Annotated in this window: 11 protein-coding genes; 5 read left to right on the forward strand and 6 right to left on the reverse strand. The window is 61.5% G+C overall.

Going from position 1 to position 15,800, the window contains the following annotated elements:
- Positions 1-2: 2 nt before the first annotated feature.
- From ABL843_RS12120 to ABL843_RS12130, 3 genes are read left to right on the forward strand one after another with little or no spacing between them, the layout of a single operon-like run.
- Entirely contained in the window at positions 3-1,469 is a 1,467-nt protein-coding gene (locus ABL843_RS12120; protein ID WP_418120021.1) for a hypothetical protein, read from the forward strand.
- Positions 1,470-1,518: 49 nt separating this feature from the next.
- Positions 1,519-3,282, forward strand: a complete 1,764-nt coding sequence (locus ABL843_RS12125; protein ID WP_418120022.1) for a hypothetical protein — start codon at positions 1,519-1,521, stop codon at positions 3,280-3,282.
- A 4-nt stretch (positions 3,283-3,286) separates the two neighbouring features.
- Positions 3,287-6,097 (forward strand): ATP-binding protein, encoded by a 2,811-nt coding sequence (locus ABL843_RS12130; protein ID WP_418120023.1) that lies wholly within the window; start codon positions 3,287-3,289, stop codon positions 6,095-6,097.
- A 206-nt stretch (positions 6,098-6,303) separates the two neighbouring features.
- On the opposite strand, the gene ABL843_RS12135 is transcribed toward ABL843_RS12130, so the two are convergent.
- Positions 6,304-7,218, reverse strand: coding sequence for a hypothetical protein (locus ABL843_RS12135; protein ID WP_418120024.1), 915 nt, complete (start codon positions 7,216-7,218; stop codon positions 6,304-6,306).
- Positions 7,219-7,223: 5 nt separating this feature from the next.
- A complete protein-coding gene (locus ABL843_RS12140; RefSeq protein ID WP_418120025.1) occupies positions 7,224-8,987 on the reverse strand; it encodes a zinc ribbon domain-containing protein in 1,764 nt (587 codons plus the stop codon).
- Between the two features lie 314 nt (positions 8,988-9,301).
- Here ABL843_RS12140 and ABL843_RS12145 point away from each other — a divergent pair, with 314 nt between their 5' ends.
- A complete protein-coding gene (locus tag ABL843_RS12145; RefSeq protein ID WP_418120026.1) occupies positions 9,302-9,736 on the forward strand; it encodes a pyrophosphatase in 435 nt (144 codons plus the stop codon).
- 6 nt (positions 9,737-9,742) lie between these two features.
- On the opposite strand, the gene ABL843_RS12150 is transcribed toward ABL843_RS12145, so the two are convergent.
- The 4 genes from ABL843_RS12150 to ABL843_RS12165 are packed head-to-tail and all read right to left on the reverse strand — an operon-like array spanning position 9,743 to position 14,701.
- Positions 9,743-10,660: a hypothetical protein gene (locus ABL843_RS12150; RefSeq protein ID WP_418120027.1), complete on the reverse strand. Its 918-nt coding sequence runs from the start codon at positions 10,658-10,660 to the stop codon at positions 9,743-9,745.
- Positions 10,660-12,594, reverse strand: a complete 1,935-nt coding sequence (locus ABL843_RS12155; protein WP_418120028.1) for a hypothetical protein — start codon at positions 12,592-12,594, stop codon at positions 10,660-10,662. Before ABL843_RS12155 ends, ABL843_RS12150 begins: the two co-directional genes overlap by 1 nt.
- 26 nt (positions 12,595-12,620) lie before the next feature.
- Positions 12,621-13,511: a hypothetical protein gene (locus ABL843_RS12160; RefSeq protein WP_418120029.1), complete on the reverse strand. Its 891-nt coding sequence runs from the start codon at positions 13,509-13,511 to the stop codon at positions 12,621-12,623.
- Between the two features lie 11 nt (positions 13,512-13,522).
- Positions 13,523-14,701: an N-6 DNA methylase gene (locus ABL843_RS12165; RefSeq protein WP_418120030.1), complete on the reverse strand. Its 1,179-nt coding sequence runs from the start codon at positions 14,699-14,701 to the stop codon at positions 13,523-13,525.
- A gap of 713 nt (positions 14,702-15,414) precedes the next feature.
- On the opposite strand from ABL843_RS12165, the gene ABL843_RS12170 reads away from it, so the two are divergent.
- Positions 15,415-15,681, forward strand: coding sequence for a hypothetical protein (locus tag ABL843_RS12170; protein WP_184641899.1), 267 nt, complete (start codon positions 15,415-15,417; stop codon positions 15,679-15,681).
- Positions 15,682-15,800: the final 119 nt, after the last annotated feature.

Below are 15,800 nucleotides of genomic sequence, written 5' to 3' on the forward strand. Positions count from 1 at the left end.
GCATGGCGACCACCACTCCCAACAGCCCAGAAGCTGCTGTCGCACTGGCCAAGTTCGCGGATGCGGCCACCTCGCCGGAGGACCGCCGCGAGGCGCTGTCCACACTGAGCGCGGCCAAGGTGCTGCCCAAGCAGGCCGATGATCCCGCCATCGAGGCGGGCCGCCGCCACCTGGTGGACCAAGCCAGGTCAGCCGGGGAGCCCGGGTATCGGCTGCTGGCGATTGCCGAGTGCATCCGTCTGACGCAGATCGTCAAACGGTGGGCCCCGGAGATGCTGGATCAGCTACGGCCGGTGTTTGCCGAGCCGCTGCCCGACATGCAGTTGTTGACCAATGGGGACGATAAGTTGAATCTGGCGCGTGCCTGTGCCCAGATGTCGGATCCCTGGCTGCCGGACTATCTGGCGCGGTCCATCGTCGAAGAGCCGACGGCCGACAAGGCGCGTGCCGCAATGGTGACGGCCCTGCTGGAAAGGTCTGACTCCCTGGCGAAGGCCCTTCAGCGCCTAGCCATTGCGTTCGAGGCCTTTCGCCCGGACACGCAGGCGCCTGGCGACACGATGGCACGGCGGCTGGCGCGGGCACTGGAAGTGCTGCGTGAAGCGCTGCTCGACAGCGAAATTGAGGCCGGCGACGACCTTGGCTTGGCTTTGCATGAGTGCGTGAGCGCGCCGTTGGCTGTCGTCGGCAAACCGCAGGAAGACAAGGCCCAGGTCGACCTGTGCAGGCAGGTGCTGCTGCTGGTGCACGACATCGTGCGCACGCGCATCTCGGTCGTGGCCGACCCGACCATGTACCGCGTGGTGGACTACTGCCGCAGGCTGAGTGGTGGGCGGTCATGGCCCGATGAGCTGAAGAAGCCTTTGGAGCGGCTGATCACCGACGTCACTGAGGCCTTGCTGCTGCTCGGCCGCCAGGGGCAGCGTGACCAAGCGTTGCTGGCCCAGCTGGACGTGCTCTGCAATCACTCGGACCGTGCTCGTGCCGTAGCCCGCGAACTGGCCGCCCGGCACCCTGAGCTGAACGAAGATGTGCGCGACTGGTTGGAACATGGGCGGGTGCGCACCGTGCGGCGCGCCAGCGAATCTGCCATTGAGGCGGCCGCCAGCAGCGCCGACGAGAGCATCGGCCTTGCGCTACAGGCCGCACGCAAGGCCCGCCTGCTGCGCGACACCCTGCGCGAGCCGTTGATCTCCAATCTCGAAATCTACGACCCTGGCCTGGCCCCAGCAGCGCAGGAACTGCTCGACGGCGTGCAAGCCCTGGCCGTGCAGGTGGAGCAGGCCGCAGGCCTGCGGGGGCTGGAGCTCTACGGCACGCCGGGCGAGGAAATTGAAATGTCGACCAAGTTTTTCACTATCGTCGGCGGTGCACCGAGGCAACGCATGCTGGTCAAACAGCCAGCCATCGTGCGCAAGCGCGCGGACGGCGGTATCGGTGACGTGGTGACCAAGGGGCTCGTGGAGTGAGGGGCACTGGGCCGGATCCGATTGCTGATCGATCGTCGAGGAGGACGCTTTGGACAAGAAAACTGCCGCCATATTGATTGCCAGCCTGATGGAACGCATTGAGCGTGACCAGACCATCGGCACCGTTTCATCGCTGGAGCGCAGGGCGCTGCAGATCGCGCTGGCGTCCCTGGACGGGGGCAACGAAGTCGAAGCCGCGTTGACGAACGGGCCGCAGCCTCCGGCGCTGATCCCTGCTTCGGGAATGGTGGCCAACGAGAGCGAAGCCGCTCCGGTTTCGAATGCTGCGCTGGCGACAAATCACGTTGCCGAAGCCCCTTCGACACCGAAGAAGCCGGCGCTGCCGGAGGTCGCGCTCTCGTTGGGCTCCGTCGAGCGCGATGAGATCACCGATGCTGATGTGATGCTGTGCCTCGATTTCGGGACTGCGATGTCGAAGGCTTTCGCCACCGTGTTGCCTGATGGGTATCTGGACCTCGAGCTGGGCAGCGAGGCCGGCAAGCAGGGCTACACGCTGCCGTCGTCGGTTTTTATCGGGGACGATGGCAAGGCTTACTTTGGTTTTGAAGCCATCGAGATGAGTCAGGACCTGGTCGATTCAGGCCGCGAGCGGCTGGACTCGATCAAGGGCTGGCTGAGCCTGCGACGGGAAGGAAACCTCGACGGCGAGGCCTGCCTGCTGCAGAAGCCCATGAACCCGACCGACTTCCGGCTCACACAGGGCGACCTGATCCGCGTCTATCTGGCCTACCTGACCGACATGGCCGAGAAGTCGCTGGCGTACCAAGGCGTCAAGACGCCTCGGTATGCCAAGCGTCGGTTTGCCCGACCATGCTGGGATGCGGAGCAGGCCCTGTGGGCTGACCGGCAGATGCGAACGATGCTTGCGGAGGCACAAATCCTGGCCGACACGTTCAGTGACCGGTGGGCAGGTGGCATCCCTGTTGGGGAGCTGAAGTCGGCCGTGGAGCAGATCAAGGCACTGGGCAAGCGGCCTGAGTATTTGATCGACGATGGCATTCCCGAACCTGTGGCGGTGGCTGCAGGCGCGATCGCAGACAGTGAAAACCTGCGTGATGCGTTCATGGTCGTCGACGTGGGCGCGGGCACGACAGACTTTGGTTTGTTCATCTCGACGCATCGGCCTGATGACGGTGAACTCCGGGTGTTCCAAGTGCCGGCATCGATTCAAGGCTTGAAGTGGGCCGGCGACAGGGTGGACGGTCTGCTTCGGGGCTTCATTGCACAGAGGGAGTCCATCGATCAGAGCGACAACGCTGGCCGGATGGTGCTGGCCGAGTTGTCGCGCCGGATTCGCAGCCTGAAGGAGACCCTGTTCAAGACGGGCAGGGTGGAATACGTGCTGGCTGACAGCACCGTCGGGGTTGTGACGCTTGATGAGTTTCTCGCTGACGACAAGGCGGTGCGTTTTGCGCAGGCAGTGGAGGATGGCTTCAAAAAAGCGTTGGATGCCGTGGACGAGACCTGGCTGCGCTGGCTGGCGATGGATGGTGTGCGCCTGCATGTGGTGCTGACGGGCGGCAGCTCGCCACTGCCAATGATGCAGGCGCTGGGCAAGGGCCCGATCGACGTCAAGGGGCATCGGATCTTGCGCCAGGCGGTTGATCCGAAACCTCAATGGATGAAGGACATGCCGGACGAACTGCTGACTGTGTACCCGCAGTTGGCCGTCGCAATTGGCGGGTCGGCAGAAACGATGCCGGAGACGCTGACGGCGCCGCCGACTTTTGGTGGTGGTGGCCCACGTCGGCATGGCTATGTGGCCGGTAGCTCGCAAGCTTCTGGGAGTTGAGAAGATGACATTGAAACCGTGGCGAGAAGTCGCCGTTCCGCACTCGGACGTGCTCAAGGGCACGTTCCAGCAGGCCGAGTTTGCGGCCGATCTGTCGCGCGTTCATGACAAGACCGCTGCAGCTGAGTACCAGGACGCGGCTCTGTTCTTCCAGCGCACCTTCATTACCGAGGGCATGCGCTTGCTGCTGGACTCGGTGGTCAAGCGTCTCGCCGGCAAGGGTGGCGACCCTGTCATTCAGCTGCAGACGGCCTTTGGTGGTGGCAAGACCCACACCATGCTGGCGGTGTATCACCTGGCCAAGGGCACGGTGCCGGCGTCGAGCCTGCAGGGTGTTCCTGCCATCTTGGAGAGTGCGGGGATCGTTGACCTTCAACCGGCCCGTCTGGTCGTGCTCGATGGCATCCGGCAATCGCCGAACCAGCCGGCGGTCTATGACGGCGTTGCCGTGAAGACACTGTGGGGCGAACTGGCCTGGCAGCTGGGCAAGGCTGAGGGCTATGACCTGGTGCGTGATGCCGACCAGTCGGGTACATCGCCGGGCAAGGCGGTTTTGGAACAGCTGCTGTCGAAGTACGCCCCCTGCGTGATCCTGATCGACGAGCTGGTGGCCTATGTGCGCCAGTTCGAGGAAGGCAAGGCCCTCAGCGGTGGAAGCTTCGACTCGAACCTGAGTTTCATCCAGGCGCTCACGGAAGCGCTGAAGGCAGTGCCGACGGCCATCCTGCTGGCGTCGTTGCCCGAGTCCGACAAGGAAGCAGGCAGCCAGCGGGGCGTGAAGGCGCTTGGCGCGCTGGCGCACTACTTCGGCCGTGTGCAGGCGTTGTGGAAGCCGGTTTCGTCATCTGAGGCCTTTGAGATCGTGCGGCGTCGGCTCTTCACCTCGATCGGCGACCAGCTTGTGGCCGAAGACGTGTGTCGGGCGTTTACGAACTTGTACGTGGCCAATGCGCACGACTTCCCGCACGAGACGCAGGAGGCGCGATATCACGACCGGCTGCTGTCGGCCTACCCCATCCATCCGGAAGTGTTCGACCGCCTGTACGAGGACTGGTCGTCGCTGGACAACTTCCAGCGCACGCGCGGCGTGCTCAAGCTGATGGCCAAGGTGATCCACCGGCTCTGGAACGCTAACAACACCGATCTGCTGATCATGCCCGGCAGCCTACCGCTGTACGACGCAGACGTTCGCAACGAGGCGATCTACTACCTGCCGCAAGGCTGGGACCCGGTACTTGAGAAGGACATCGATGGTGAGCGAGCCGAGACGACCGAAATTGAGCGCAGGGATCCGCGCTTGGGCAGCGTTCAGGCCTGCCGCCGAGCTGCGCGCGCCATCTTCCTGGGCAGTGCGCCTACCAATGGCGGGCAGGTGGTGCGAGGCATCGAGCTTGAGAGGGTGGTGCTGGGCGTGGCGCAGCCTGGCCAGCAGCCCAGCCTGTTCAAGGATGCGCTGCGCCGCCTTGGTGACAGGCTGCAGTACCTGAACAGCGGCAACAACCGTTTCTGGTTCGACGTGCGCGCCAACCTGCGCCGTGAGATGGAGGATCGCAAGCGCCGGTTCCAGGACAAAGAGGACGTCTTCCCCGCCATCCGCGACCGGCTGCAACGCAGCATCACGACTGCGGCATTCGATGCCGTGCATGTGTTCACACCCAGCGCCGACGTGCCCGACGATTGGATGCTTCGACTGGTGGTGCTGCCCGCAGACGCTGCGTTCAGCCGCAGCGGCCAGAGCCTGGCCATCGACCGCGCCACGGAGATCTTGAAGGGGCGGGGCGACCAGCCGCGTTTCAAGCAAAACCGCCTGCTCTTCGTGGCGGCGGATTTCGAGACGGTCTCACGACTCAAGGACCAAGTGCGGTCGATGCTTGCGTGGCAGTCGATCGTCAGCGACGTCAGGGAGTTGCGGCTAAACCTCGACCAACTGCAGGCGCGCCAGGCTGAACGTAGCTTGGGCGAGGCAGTCGATACCGTTCGACGGACGATCCGGGAGGCCTACAAATGGCTGTTGGCGCCGGCTCAGGAGGCGCGCCCGGGCAAGGGGGTGTCAGAAGTACGCTGGGAGCACTTCGCGCTCAATCCGGGGGCTCAGAACTTCGGCGACGAACTGGATCGCGTGCTGAAAGAGAACGAACTGGTGATCAATGCCTGGGCGCCCATCCACTTGGCCGGCGTGCTGCGGAGCTGGTTCTGGAAGCCTGAGCAGTCGGACGTAGGGGCGCTGGCGGTGTGGCAGCAGACCTGCCACCAGCTGTACTTGCCGCGGCTGCGGGATGATCGCGTCTTTCAGAACACCGTAGCAGCCGGTGCCGAGAGTCGCGACTTCTTCGGCCTTGCGCAAGGCAAGGACGACGACGGATTCGTTGGCTTCGTATTCGGAGCCAGAACGACGCCAGTGCTGGACGGCTCCTTGCTGTTGATTGATCCAGTGGCGTCGGCTTCGTTCGCGAATTCGGTTCGGGAGCGAGGCCCCGGCGCACCGGCGCCGTCTGTTGGTGGCGGATTGGATGGGCCGCCGACGTCGGCGCCCACAAGTACCCCAGGGTCCGATGCGCCGCAGCCCGGGCCATCGTCGTCGAAGCGCCGCTTCTATGCGTCGACTACGCTGGATCCAGTGCTGGGCAAGAAGTCCTTCAATGACCTGTACGACGAACTGGTGATGTTGTTCACAACCAAGCCCGGCGTGCGTGTCAGCCTGCGCGTGGAGATCGAGGCCGATGCGGGCAGCGGCGTATTCGACGACGCGACGCAGCGCGCAGCCAAGGAGAACGCTTCGGTGTTGAAGTTCTCGTCGGCAGAGTTCGAGGAATGAGCGGAGTACATCGTCCGAGATCGATGCTGCCACTCTTCAGGCCTATGAGGAGACGGAGTTCCGGGCCTTCGGCTCCTGCCCAACCCTGCTGCTGATCATCGATCGACAGTTATCGACCTTGCACAGCTTCACGCGACTCAGGCGTTTCGGCTGCCGATTCAGGCTACGCTGAAGTAGCCCTCGTTCTCGACATTGAGCGTGCAGGACTATTTCTTCTTTACGTCATAGGTCTTCACGAAGTCCATGAAGGCACCATACAGGTCTTTCGATGAAGCAGACGGCTGTGATCCGCCGAGCGACGCGAAAATTTTGTAGTAGCCACTGAAACGCGGTTGGTCAGCAGCCCAGTCCAGTTGCCACGCCTCTTGGTATAGCTTCTCCTTTTCTCTGCCGGTTGGACCAGCTGTGTAAGTCCTCTTTAGGATGTCGGCGAAGCAGTAGGAATTGACACCCCGGATCAATGCGTCGAGGGCCTCCGCGATGTCCTGCAGATGCTGAACGGTCAGCGTGAGTGGCTTTTCCAGCAGTGGCTTGTGCCGCGCCATGCCCAGTCGAAACGCCTGCTGGCTGCCGAGTTTCCCGAAGCGATGGATGCCGCAATGACGTACTTGGCAGATCGCTTCGAAGTTGTGAAACAACTGCTGGAGCGCGGCCGGCACTCCACCGTCCTTGCTCATCTGCGAGATGTTGCACAGGGTCTTCAGCTCGCTCGCCACGTTTCTGGTCGACGCTAGAGAAAGCCCCTCCAGCAGTGCCTCGGGCAAGAGATCTGGCTCGTGGTGCACCGCTGCCGCGTAGGTCACAGTGCGGCTCGAGGCGTTGTGATGGCACGCCGGGTCGACAAGGATGAGGCGCCGCAGCAGCGATCTGAAGTAGCCCTCGGCTGCCGACACCATGCCCAAGTAGACCAGCGATCCGAGCATCGGCGTGTACTCGTTGCGCTGATCGGCCTGCAGGTATAGGACGTTGATCTGAGAAAGATTGGATCGGAACTCGTCGACCGGCGACTGAACGGTGGTCACATGGTTGGGGTTGAACCAGTTCTCGGTATCCAGCGTTGTCTTGCTGGGTGCGGAGAACGGCGTGATCGTTTCCAGGAGGCTGCTGACGGCCGTGCTCATATCGGTCAGGAAAGGTACTCGTCGAGGAAGGCCTGAACGGCATCGATGATCGTCTTAGCTCGGATCTTTCCGACGCGAGGAATCGTGCGCAAAGCCGTGCCGGGGTCCTGCAGAGCGATGAACTCACCCACCGTCTTGGGTACCGACTCCCAGTTGCTCAGTTTGTCGCGTTGCCATTGGGTCAGGCCCGGCACATTGGACAGCGCGGTCAGCATCAGACGATCGTACGTGGACTCATCAGTGAGCTTCTCGCCGCACTTGAAGCAGTACTTGGCGCCTTCGACCCGCTTAGTCTGGCAGTTCAGGCAGTTCGGCAGGTCTAGGCTCAGCCCCTCCAATGTCGGCGTGTCCAATAGCGTCGACATCGATCGGCGTACGGGATGCTTCTCATCCGGGCGGGACAGCATCTCGATGGCGCCCCTCGGCGAGAAGCCGCCTTTGCGCGCGAACGCCCGCTCGGCCTGGACGGCAGCAAGGTGGGGCACATAGCGCAGGTAGTCCCGGTCGCCGTGGGAGACAGCAGAGCCGCTATAGACCATGCCTACCTCTTCCAGTAGCAGAAGCATTCGCCTGACATACGGCTTGTCGGTCACACCCGACGCATCAATGCCAATGTAGAGTTGGCGGGTCTTTTCTTCTAGAAGCGCCTGGTTGGCCTCCACGACAGCGCCGACCATGCCGTTGAACAGGCGCTTGCCGACTTCCACGATACTCGACAACTGCGGCTTCTTGTCCTGCAGCGTCATGTACTCCCGAAAGCGGTCCGCGAGGAAATCCTCGATCGTGACGTTGAAGGTGCTCTGGGAAGTACCTTGGCGTTTCTGATTCTTGAGGTAACTCCGCACCAGAGTCATGAACGCACGCGGCACCCCGAAAGCCGAGTACGCGAGCAACTGCCGGATTTCCTCCGGGATCTGGAGCATGTCGGGGAAGCGCTTCTCCCCGATGTCTTCCATGAACGGCAGGTAATTGCTATCCGTGACCCGCTTCCATACGAAGACCGTATCAGCCTCGTGCCCGGCATGGAAGTTCGGGCCGTATTCCGTTGTACCCGGATAAACCGAGGCCTTGGGGGCGATGCGGGGCGCCTTCAAGGCGCGGTAGATATCGAAGAAGTGAGACAGGTACTCCGGCGTGAGGGTTAGTGCCGCGTCGTCGAGTAAGAGTACAACGCGCCGACGCTGAAATGCATCGGCACTCCGAACGAGCAACTGCTTGAGGCGGTCGATGGTGAGCCGGTTCGCCACAGCGTCTAGTTCCGAACTGAGCGGGAGGTTCTTCTCGTAGGCACCAATCAGGTCGCGGACTTGGGTTTCATCCGATTCCAAAAGGTTGTCGACATCGACCGACTGATCTGGCGCGGCCGCCTTAAATGTCAGAACAGACTCGTAGAGTCCGACAACGATGTTCGCGAGCACCCAAACGTAGAAGGTCGTCATCGCGTCCGGACGTCGACGCAGCAGAGGTTCCAGCGTGTAGTAACGATTGAGGTTGATGTACACCGCCAGCGGTAGATCCGGGTCGGCAATGCACTTTGTGAACGCAAATCGCATCAGGTGCGTCTTGCCGCAGCCGCGTGGTCCGACCAGCAGTTTGGCACCCGGCCCGGTGAGTGACTTGATCCATTCTTCCGAATCGTCAGTCAGCGCTGTATTAATGGGAAACGTGTCGAGTTCGAGGTGGTCTGCGCGCTCTTCGTATTGCTGCGCCACCTCGATCTGTTCGTCAGCGGTCAGCGACGGCGCGTTGTCCAAGCCGGGAGAACTCATGAAAGCACCAGAGTTAGGTTGAGCAGATTCGATGGGCGAGGGGCGTCGCAGGCCACCAGCTCTAAAAAGGCCGAGCGAACTAACCGGGTGAGTCGCATGTCACGACGACGCCTGGCGGATTGAGGGGCCGACAAAACGAGGAGTCGCAGTGCCACCGCGAGTTTCGGTGCCGTCCAATGAGTGTATCTGAGCGAGGTGGCTGGACTGGGTGCAGACCGAGGGCACTGACAAGTTGCTTTTGCCGTCTGGCCGGACGCAGTAGAGTCCGAACAAAGCCCAAAACCCATGTGCCCTCGGGCGTTGATGGAGAAGAAATGAGTGCCCCATCCTTTGCCAAACGCATCGCCTTAATGAACGCGATGTACAAGCTTCCGGCGCAAGACACCCCCGTGCTACCCGCCGACCCAGCCGACCGCCTGCGCAAATTCAAGGCGACGCTTCTGGATGAGGTCAACGAGATTGACGAGATCGTAGCCGCCTGCGAGAGCAACGCTGAGTCGTTAGACGTATTGGTAGCGGTGGCTGACCTCTTGGGCGACGTCATCGTCTACTGCCGCTCCGAGGCGCTTAAGTTCGGCCTGCCGCTCGAAGAGGTGCTGGACATCATCATGGACAGCAACGAAAGCAAGCTGGGCACAGATGGCAAGCCCATCTACGATGCCAACGGCAAGTTTCTCAAAGGACCGAACTACTGGAAGCCCGAGCCCAAGATTAAGGTGCTGTTGCAGGCGGCCATGGCCAAGGATTGAACTGTCTCAGGGCGTTGCGGCCGGCCTTCCGTCGCCGCGATCAACAGTCACCGTGAATCGGTGCCAGAGGTCGATGCCCGAGGAACGCTTCTTCTTGCGACGCGGGTGGTCGAACAGAAGGCCAACCTGCTCGGGATAGACGCTCGCGAAGATCGCCGACGCGATGCCGCACGGCTTCGGGCCGATGGGCGCAACAAACATCCGCTTGTCTGCGCCGAGCGTGTCGCGCGTTCGTTCGAGGCATTCGAACGCAGCCTCAGGGTCGTTGGCGGAGCAGTAGTCGAGCTGCAGCTTGTGGCTTTCCAGGGCCGTGAGGTGCGGAATGATAGCGTCGAGCTCCCAGCCAGGGTGGTATGCGGGAATCCCGAACACCACCTTCACGTACTTCGACGCGATCATCTGGTATTCCTCGAGCGCGCGATCGAGCCGCTCAGGCTCAAAGCCCAGGAAGAAGACACCGGCCTCGACCTCCTCGCTGGCCAAATCGACAATGGCGTTCGGGATGGCCACGTAGCCGCGGGTCGGCTCGGACAACGCGAACAACTCGGCGCCTTTGCCGTCGCGCGTGTACTCGGCCGGCTCTACGTAGATGATATTGATTGAGGTGGCGCCGTTTGCTAGCAGCGCGTTGATGGCACAGAAAAGCTCAGCAAAGCCTAGAGTGGTGGCTTCTAGTACCACGTTGCGCCAGTTATATGCGCTTAGCAGCTCCATAGCCGAGTCGCTGGAATTCTTCCGCGTTCCGACGGTCAGCGACATGTCGTCCACACCAAAGGTCAACTGGACTCGGGCGTTTTCAGGGGCGCTCTGACAGGCCGATTCACCCCGATCGTCTAGTTCTTGGCCATGCAGCAGGACCATGTCTTCGGGCAATTGCAGGTCTACCGCGCTTTTACCGGATGCCGAGAAAAACTTCACCTTCATCACAGTTGCAGGCCAAGCTGCTGAGCGTCGGTGTCCGATAGATGCCGGGCGAGGCCACGTGCCAACTCCTTGTACTCGTTCTCGTTGCCCATCACCAGTGTATGGAACTGCTCCACCGAGATTTCGAGCTTGCGCTTGCGCCTGTAGCTAATCTGGAAGTAGGGCGCGTAGATGGGATTCAACTGGTAGTCGACGATGTCCTGGCCAACGCCGGACTTCGATTTGGTTTCCAGCTGCTCGACCAGGATGCCGTAGCGTAGCGCCTCCGCGATGAAGTCGAGCTCCGTTTCATTGAGCGAGCGACTACCAGAGTTGATCGTGAACTGGTTCTGCTCGGGCTCACTCATCGTCGGGCTAGCCTGCAATGCACGGAAGATATTGCCCAGCCTCAGTACGAACATCCGCAGTGGCTCGCCAAACCGCCCGAACGTCCGGATTTCCTTGATCAATTGCTCCGACGCGTCGTAGGCCGCGCGACATTGGATCGACACCGCGTACGGCGCCTCTGGCTGATCCCGCAGTTCCGCGACCTCAAGAGTCTTATAGCAAAGGATGAGGAAGTTCCGTAGGTTGTTGTTCGACATCGTGCACAGGGTTTCGAAGCCGCTGTACAGAGGGCATTCGCGCCCGAACGGTCGATACAACTCCAAGAGCGCGCCAAACTGGTTGTTGTGCACCCAGCTGCTGCTGAATTGCCCCTTCTGATCGATGGCGAAGCGCTTCAACTCGGCCAACACCTTGTCGGGGTGAAGTGTTTCCCGGTTCAGCAGGGCGGGTAGTGTCACGACTGCTTCTGCGGGTGCGCCCTCAAACAGGAATTCATCAACGGTCAGGCTGCTCCTGCGGTCCTTCAGGGCCTTGCGAATTCGCTCATAGACGCTTTTGCGCAGCGGCGCCTGCTGCAGCGCATGAACGGCAATCTGCTTATCCGTCATGCTTGGGAACCGCTGGCGCATGTCGGTCAGCACCGCCTTTTGATATGTCGGCGTCTGGCGTTCGGCTAGCCTGGCGTGCGACCTGACGATCTCCAACCGTTCGCTCTCCGGTCGGCCTGCGGCTATATCCAAGTTGCCGAGAAACACCTCCGCGAAAAACGGCATCGCGGCTTGGCTGAGCGCCAATAAATAGTCCAGGTCCACCAAACGGTAGTCGTGAGTCGCATTAATCGACTCGGCGCCAGACGTGTCGTTGTCTGCCGGTTGTTCCTTCGACGTAAAGCTGACGATCAAGGGGCGCTGGCTGTGCTTCAGGAACGAGTTCAGCACATGGCGCTGATAGGGCACCAGATTCTCGACTTCGTCGACGTAAACGAAGATGGCGAGCGTCGAGAGCGCCAAGTTGGCCTGCAGGTCTGCGATCAAGGACAGGATGAACTCCCGCCCCGGGGGCAGGACAGGGCAGGCTATGGCCTTGACGTTGGACACCCAGGTTGTGAATCGGCGCCGCAACGACTCCAGGTACTTGGCCAGCTCGCGCGCTCCAGTGGGTGCCTCAGGGAGGTAGTCCGCAGCGCTGGGCAGGCGCAGCGCGGCCAAGTCCTCACGGCTAAACCCTGGGAAGGCGCTCTCGGCGACGGTCTCGACGGCATGCAGGAGTTCGGTGGCGATTACTAGGCCGAAGTAGCTCTCGAACACCACGCTCCATTCGTTATCCTCAATACCCCGAGACTTCAGCGAGCTGCAAAACTGGGTATCGACGCGCCAGTAGATGCCGACATGGCTTATGGCATCGGATGGGATTTCCTTGCGTCGCCTGGAAAACGCGGTGTGGTAGTCGAAGTACTTCAGCAGCATGGTCTTGCCGCAGCCGCGCTTGCCGGTGATGTAGACCGAACGCGTGGCTGACGTGAGAGCCAATCGGTCGAAGTAGGGGGGAATGAAGAACTCGCCCCAGACGTCGGCGCTGTGTTCCTCTGCGCGGGTGCGCGCAAGCATGGAAGCGTCAATATGCATGATCAAGCCTACCGTTCGACCAGAGGTTTCCAGGTCTTGGAAACGCCCCAGAGCAACTGAATCGAGTCATCCGGCACGCCGTGACTGAACGCAACCAACGCCCCGACGTCGCCGTACCCATTTCCTCCATCTCCATCCTCGAACGGCTGGGCGCGTTTGTGAACCTCAGCGTAGACCTCGACAGGCGTTTTGTCGTATTTCCATTGCTGGGTTTCTATCCACTTCTGCGACAACGCGGCGAAGCAGGTTTCTGGCGTCAGCAGCTCACCGTGAAACAGCGGCACCTGCGGAAACTGGGCGCCTAGATGGTGGCAAGCCGTCTGATGCGCCATGCCGACGGCGAGGGCCACGCGGCCGCTGGAGTAGTCCAGTTCCCAGTTGCGAAGGAAGGTTTCGAGCTGCACGCCGGTGTATGTGCCATCGTCCACGACGATAAACCGCTCCTTCTCGCTCAGTACGTTGACGCCTGACGGAAATTGCTTTTTGATGCCGAACCGCTGGTTGATCGCCCGAGCGATCACGTCCCCGCTTTTGCCGGGCTGCCCCATGCCGTATTGGATGAGCGACGGCGGTCCGCAGTAGAAGTCCAGACCAGCGGCGCCCTTCAGGGCGTCGGTCCAAGCGACGGTGTCTCGCTGGCCACCCTGGTCGAGAAAGTGCAAGGCGGCCTGCTTCAGGGCCTGACGCATTGAAGACTGCAGTTGCTCGCTGGTCCGGAAGATCAAGTTGCGCAGGATCAGCCAGGCCAGCGTCTTTTCCTCGTCCGATAAGAACTGCTTGACCCACACCTTGATGCGTTCGACGGAAAGGGGGTTGCGCACATTCGAGCGGCTGAGGGCGTGCACCGCCCGTTCCACGCCAAGTTGATCGAAGCCGCCGAATTGTGGAATTTGCGACATCGCCGGCCAGTTTAGAGCTGGATTTCAAAAAGGTTGGTTTTCGACAAGAACCGGGCCGCCACGCCGTGGGCCGATGTCGCCAGGGCACGTCGGCCAGCTTCGCTTTCAAAGAACCGGTAGAGCCTTTCCCGGTGCTCGTCGGTTGAACGCAGGGCGAAGATGCAGTCGCTGATAACGCAAGGGCCGTGAACAACCAGCGCAAGCCGATCCTCCAGGCAACGGCCCACGCGCGCCAGCAGGATGTCGCCCGGCAGCGCCAGGCGGGCGTCCGCAGCAGCCAGCCGGGCCGCACGATCGGATAGCGAGAAGCGCTTGGGAACGACGCGTACCGCATGGTCGCCCGAGCGGACATCAAAATCGCCCAGATGAAACACGGGCGTTCGGAAACTCGCGATAGCGGACGAACAAACGGTTCCCCGCACGACGTCAGTCAAGGCCTCGCGCACGGTCATCTGGCGGTGACCGTTTGGGGCGCGCTTGGACGCGTGGATCCGTGCGTGGAATGCGTAGTCGAGGCGTTTCTCGGCAGCGTCCTGAGGCACCTCGATGGCGGTACTGAGCCGCCCGTTGTGCCCCATTTGCCTGAGCATGACCTGGTCGGTCTCGCCCGCCGCCTTGGAGAGCACCGCGAGGTACGTCTGCGCCTCGGTACCCTTGAAGACGCCACGTGGCAGTTGGACTACTTGCTCGATTAGGTGCTGACGCAAAAGCGCGCGACGTACTCGGCCGAACTTCTCGGCGGTGACCAGCCCGTCAGGCAGGATCAGGCCCAGCTTGCCGTTCCGGCGCAGCAGCCGCAGATTCTGCGCCAGAAAGAGTAGATCGGCGCCGGCGTCGTGCAGCGAGGCGAGAGTACCGGACAATCCCGCACCTTCGAGGATCTTGCCGAAATCGGAGCGCCACTTGGGTCGGATGTAGGGTGGGTTGCACACCGCCACATCCACTGTTCCAAGCGTGAGACCGATCTTGTCCGACAGCGCCTCATCCAGCACGTCTTGGACGAAGTGGCTGTGCTGATGCTTGCGGAGCCCATGGCCGGCACCTAAGCGCCTGGGCACCTGGCGATCCACGTCGACGGTCACCAACTTGGCGTCCTGCCAACGTGTCGCGGCCGCAGTGCACAACGAACCTGATCCGGAGCCAAGCTCTAAGACTAGCTTGGGCTCGGACGCCTCGATGCTGTCGATCAAGGACTGGCTGACGACGGGCGACGTGTAATACCGGCCCCACGGATCGGATGTCTGTCCGGCCCTGGCCAGTTCCTGACTAAATGCACCCGCTGACGTTGTCATCTTCCTTGTCGCTTTGCACGCTCTTGTTATCTCTCACGACCGTTCGGCCGCCTGACTGGGCGGTTTCAAGAAGTGTATCTGAGCACTCGACCCCGCAAACCGACAAGACATCGAGCCTAAAAGCCCGAACATTGCAGCTACGCGCGGCTGGCGTACAGAGGAATGCTTTGAAAATGACATGCAAAGTGTGGCGTCGAGATCCGCTTCAAAAAGGGGGTACAAAAGGGGGTACAAAAAAACATCGAAGTTGCCGAAGCCCTTTGTTTATGCGCCTCCTAGAGCATCTTTCGATCGATTTCACACCAAAGTCAGTAGATGGAACAACGGCTTACGCTCAAAAGGCGTAAGCCGTTTTTCTTTGGGCCCCCGATCGCCGCGGCCAAAAAAAAGCTCACCCAAGGGTGAGCTGAAGGACCCCGTTCTCGCATGGGGTCGGAGGGAGGAGCCCGCCGGAGGGAGGCGGGCAAGGCGATGATCGCGACCAATCTGGGAGACATCGAGGACGAGTCGTCTGTTTCGGGGCTCTCGTGCGGCGATTCCGAAGAAATGCGGATACCCCGGAATTAGTTCCTTTGGTTGCTTTGCCTTCGCGCCTATCCTCGGCGCCCACCATGAATCCCGCACAGCAACTGCAACTCCTCGTCGACCTGCCCGATGGCTGGTCCAGCCGCATCGACATCAAGCGCACCACCAACGGCCGTTACGCCGGCGTTGCCGAACTGAATCTGCGAGGGCTCAGGCGCGGCGTGCTGGTCTTCATGCAGCAGCCCACGCTGGAAGCCGCGCTGCAGCGCGTGCGGTTGCGGGCCAGCCAGTTCGCAAGAGAACGGCTCGTCCCGCAGGACGCGCCGTCGAAGAGGGGGGCGAGGCCCGCCTGAAGAAGCCGCGTCGGGAGGTTGGTGTTTCCTATCCCGCGGATGAGGATTCCCAACCCACGAAGCGTCGCTCCTGCGGCACCATCAGGCGTCATTCCCACTCCAGGATCACGCCATGAAAG

Origin of the sequence: Variovorax sp. 350MFTsu5.1 (assembly GCF_048302515.1) — a bacterium.
GTDB lineage: Bacteria > Pseudomonadota > Gammaproteobacteria > Burkholderiales > Burkholderiaceae_C > Variovorax > Variovorax guangxiensis.

Coding starts and splice junctions, on each gene's coding strand:
- ABL843_RS12160 (WP_418120029.1), bottom strand. CDS start 13,511: ATGTCGCAAATTCCACAATTCGGCGGCTTCGATCAACTTGGCGTGGAA.
- ABL843_RS12170 (WP_184641899.1), top strand. CDS start 15,415: ATGAATCCCGCACAGCAACTGCAACTCCTCGTCGACCTGCCCGATGGC.
- ABL843_RS12120 (WP_418120021.1), top strand. CDS start 3: ATGGCGACCACCACTCCCAACAGCCCAGAAGCTGCTGTCGCACTGGCC.
- ABL843_RS12155 (WP_418120028.1), bottom strand. CDS start 12,594: ATGCTTGCGCGCACCCGCGCAGAGGAACACAGCGCCGACGTCTGGGGC.
- ABL843_RS12150 (WP_418120027.1), bottom strand. CDS start 10,660: ATGAAGGTGAAGTTTTTCTCGGCATCCGGTAAAAGCGCGGTAGACCTG.
- ABL843_RS12140 (WP_418120025.1), bottom strand. CDS start 8,987: ATGAGTTCTCCCGGCTTGGACAACGCGCCGTCGCTGACCGCTGACGAA.
- ABL843_RS12130 (WP_418120023.1), top strand. CDS start 3,287: ATGACATTGAAACCGTGGCGAGAAGTCGCCGTTCCGCACTCGGACGTG.
- ABL843_RS12135 (WP_418120024.1), bottom strand. CDS start 7,218: ATGAGCACGGCCGTCAGCAGCCTCCTGGAAACGATCACGCCGTTCTCC.
- ABL843_RS12145 (WP_418120026.1), top strand. CDS start 9,302: ATGAGTGCCCCATCCTTTGCCAAACGCATCGCCTTAATGAACGCGATG.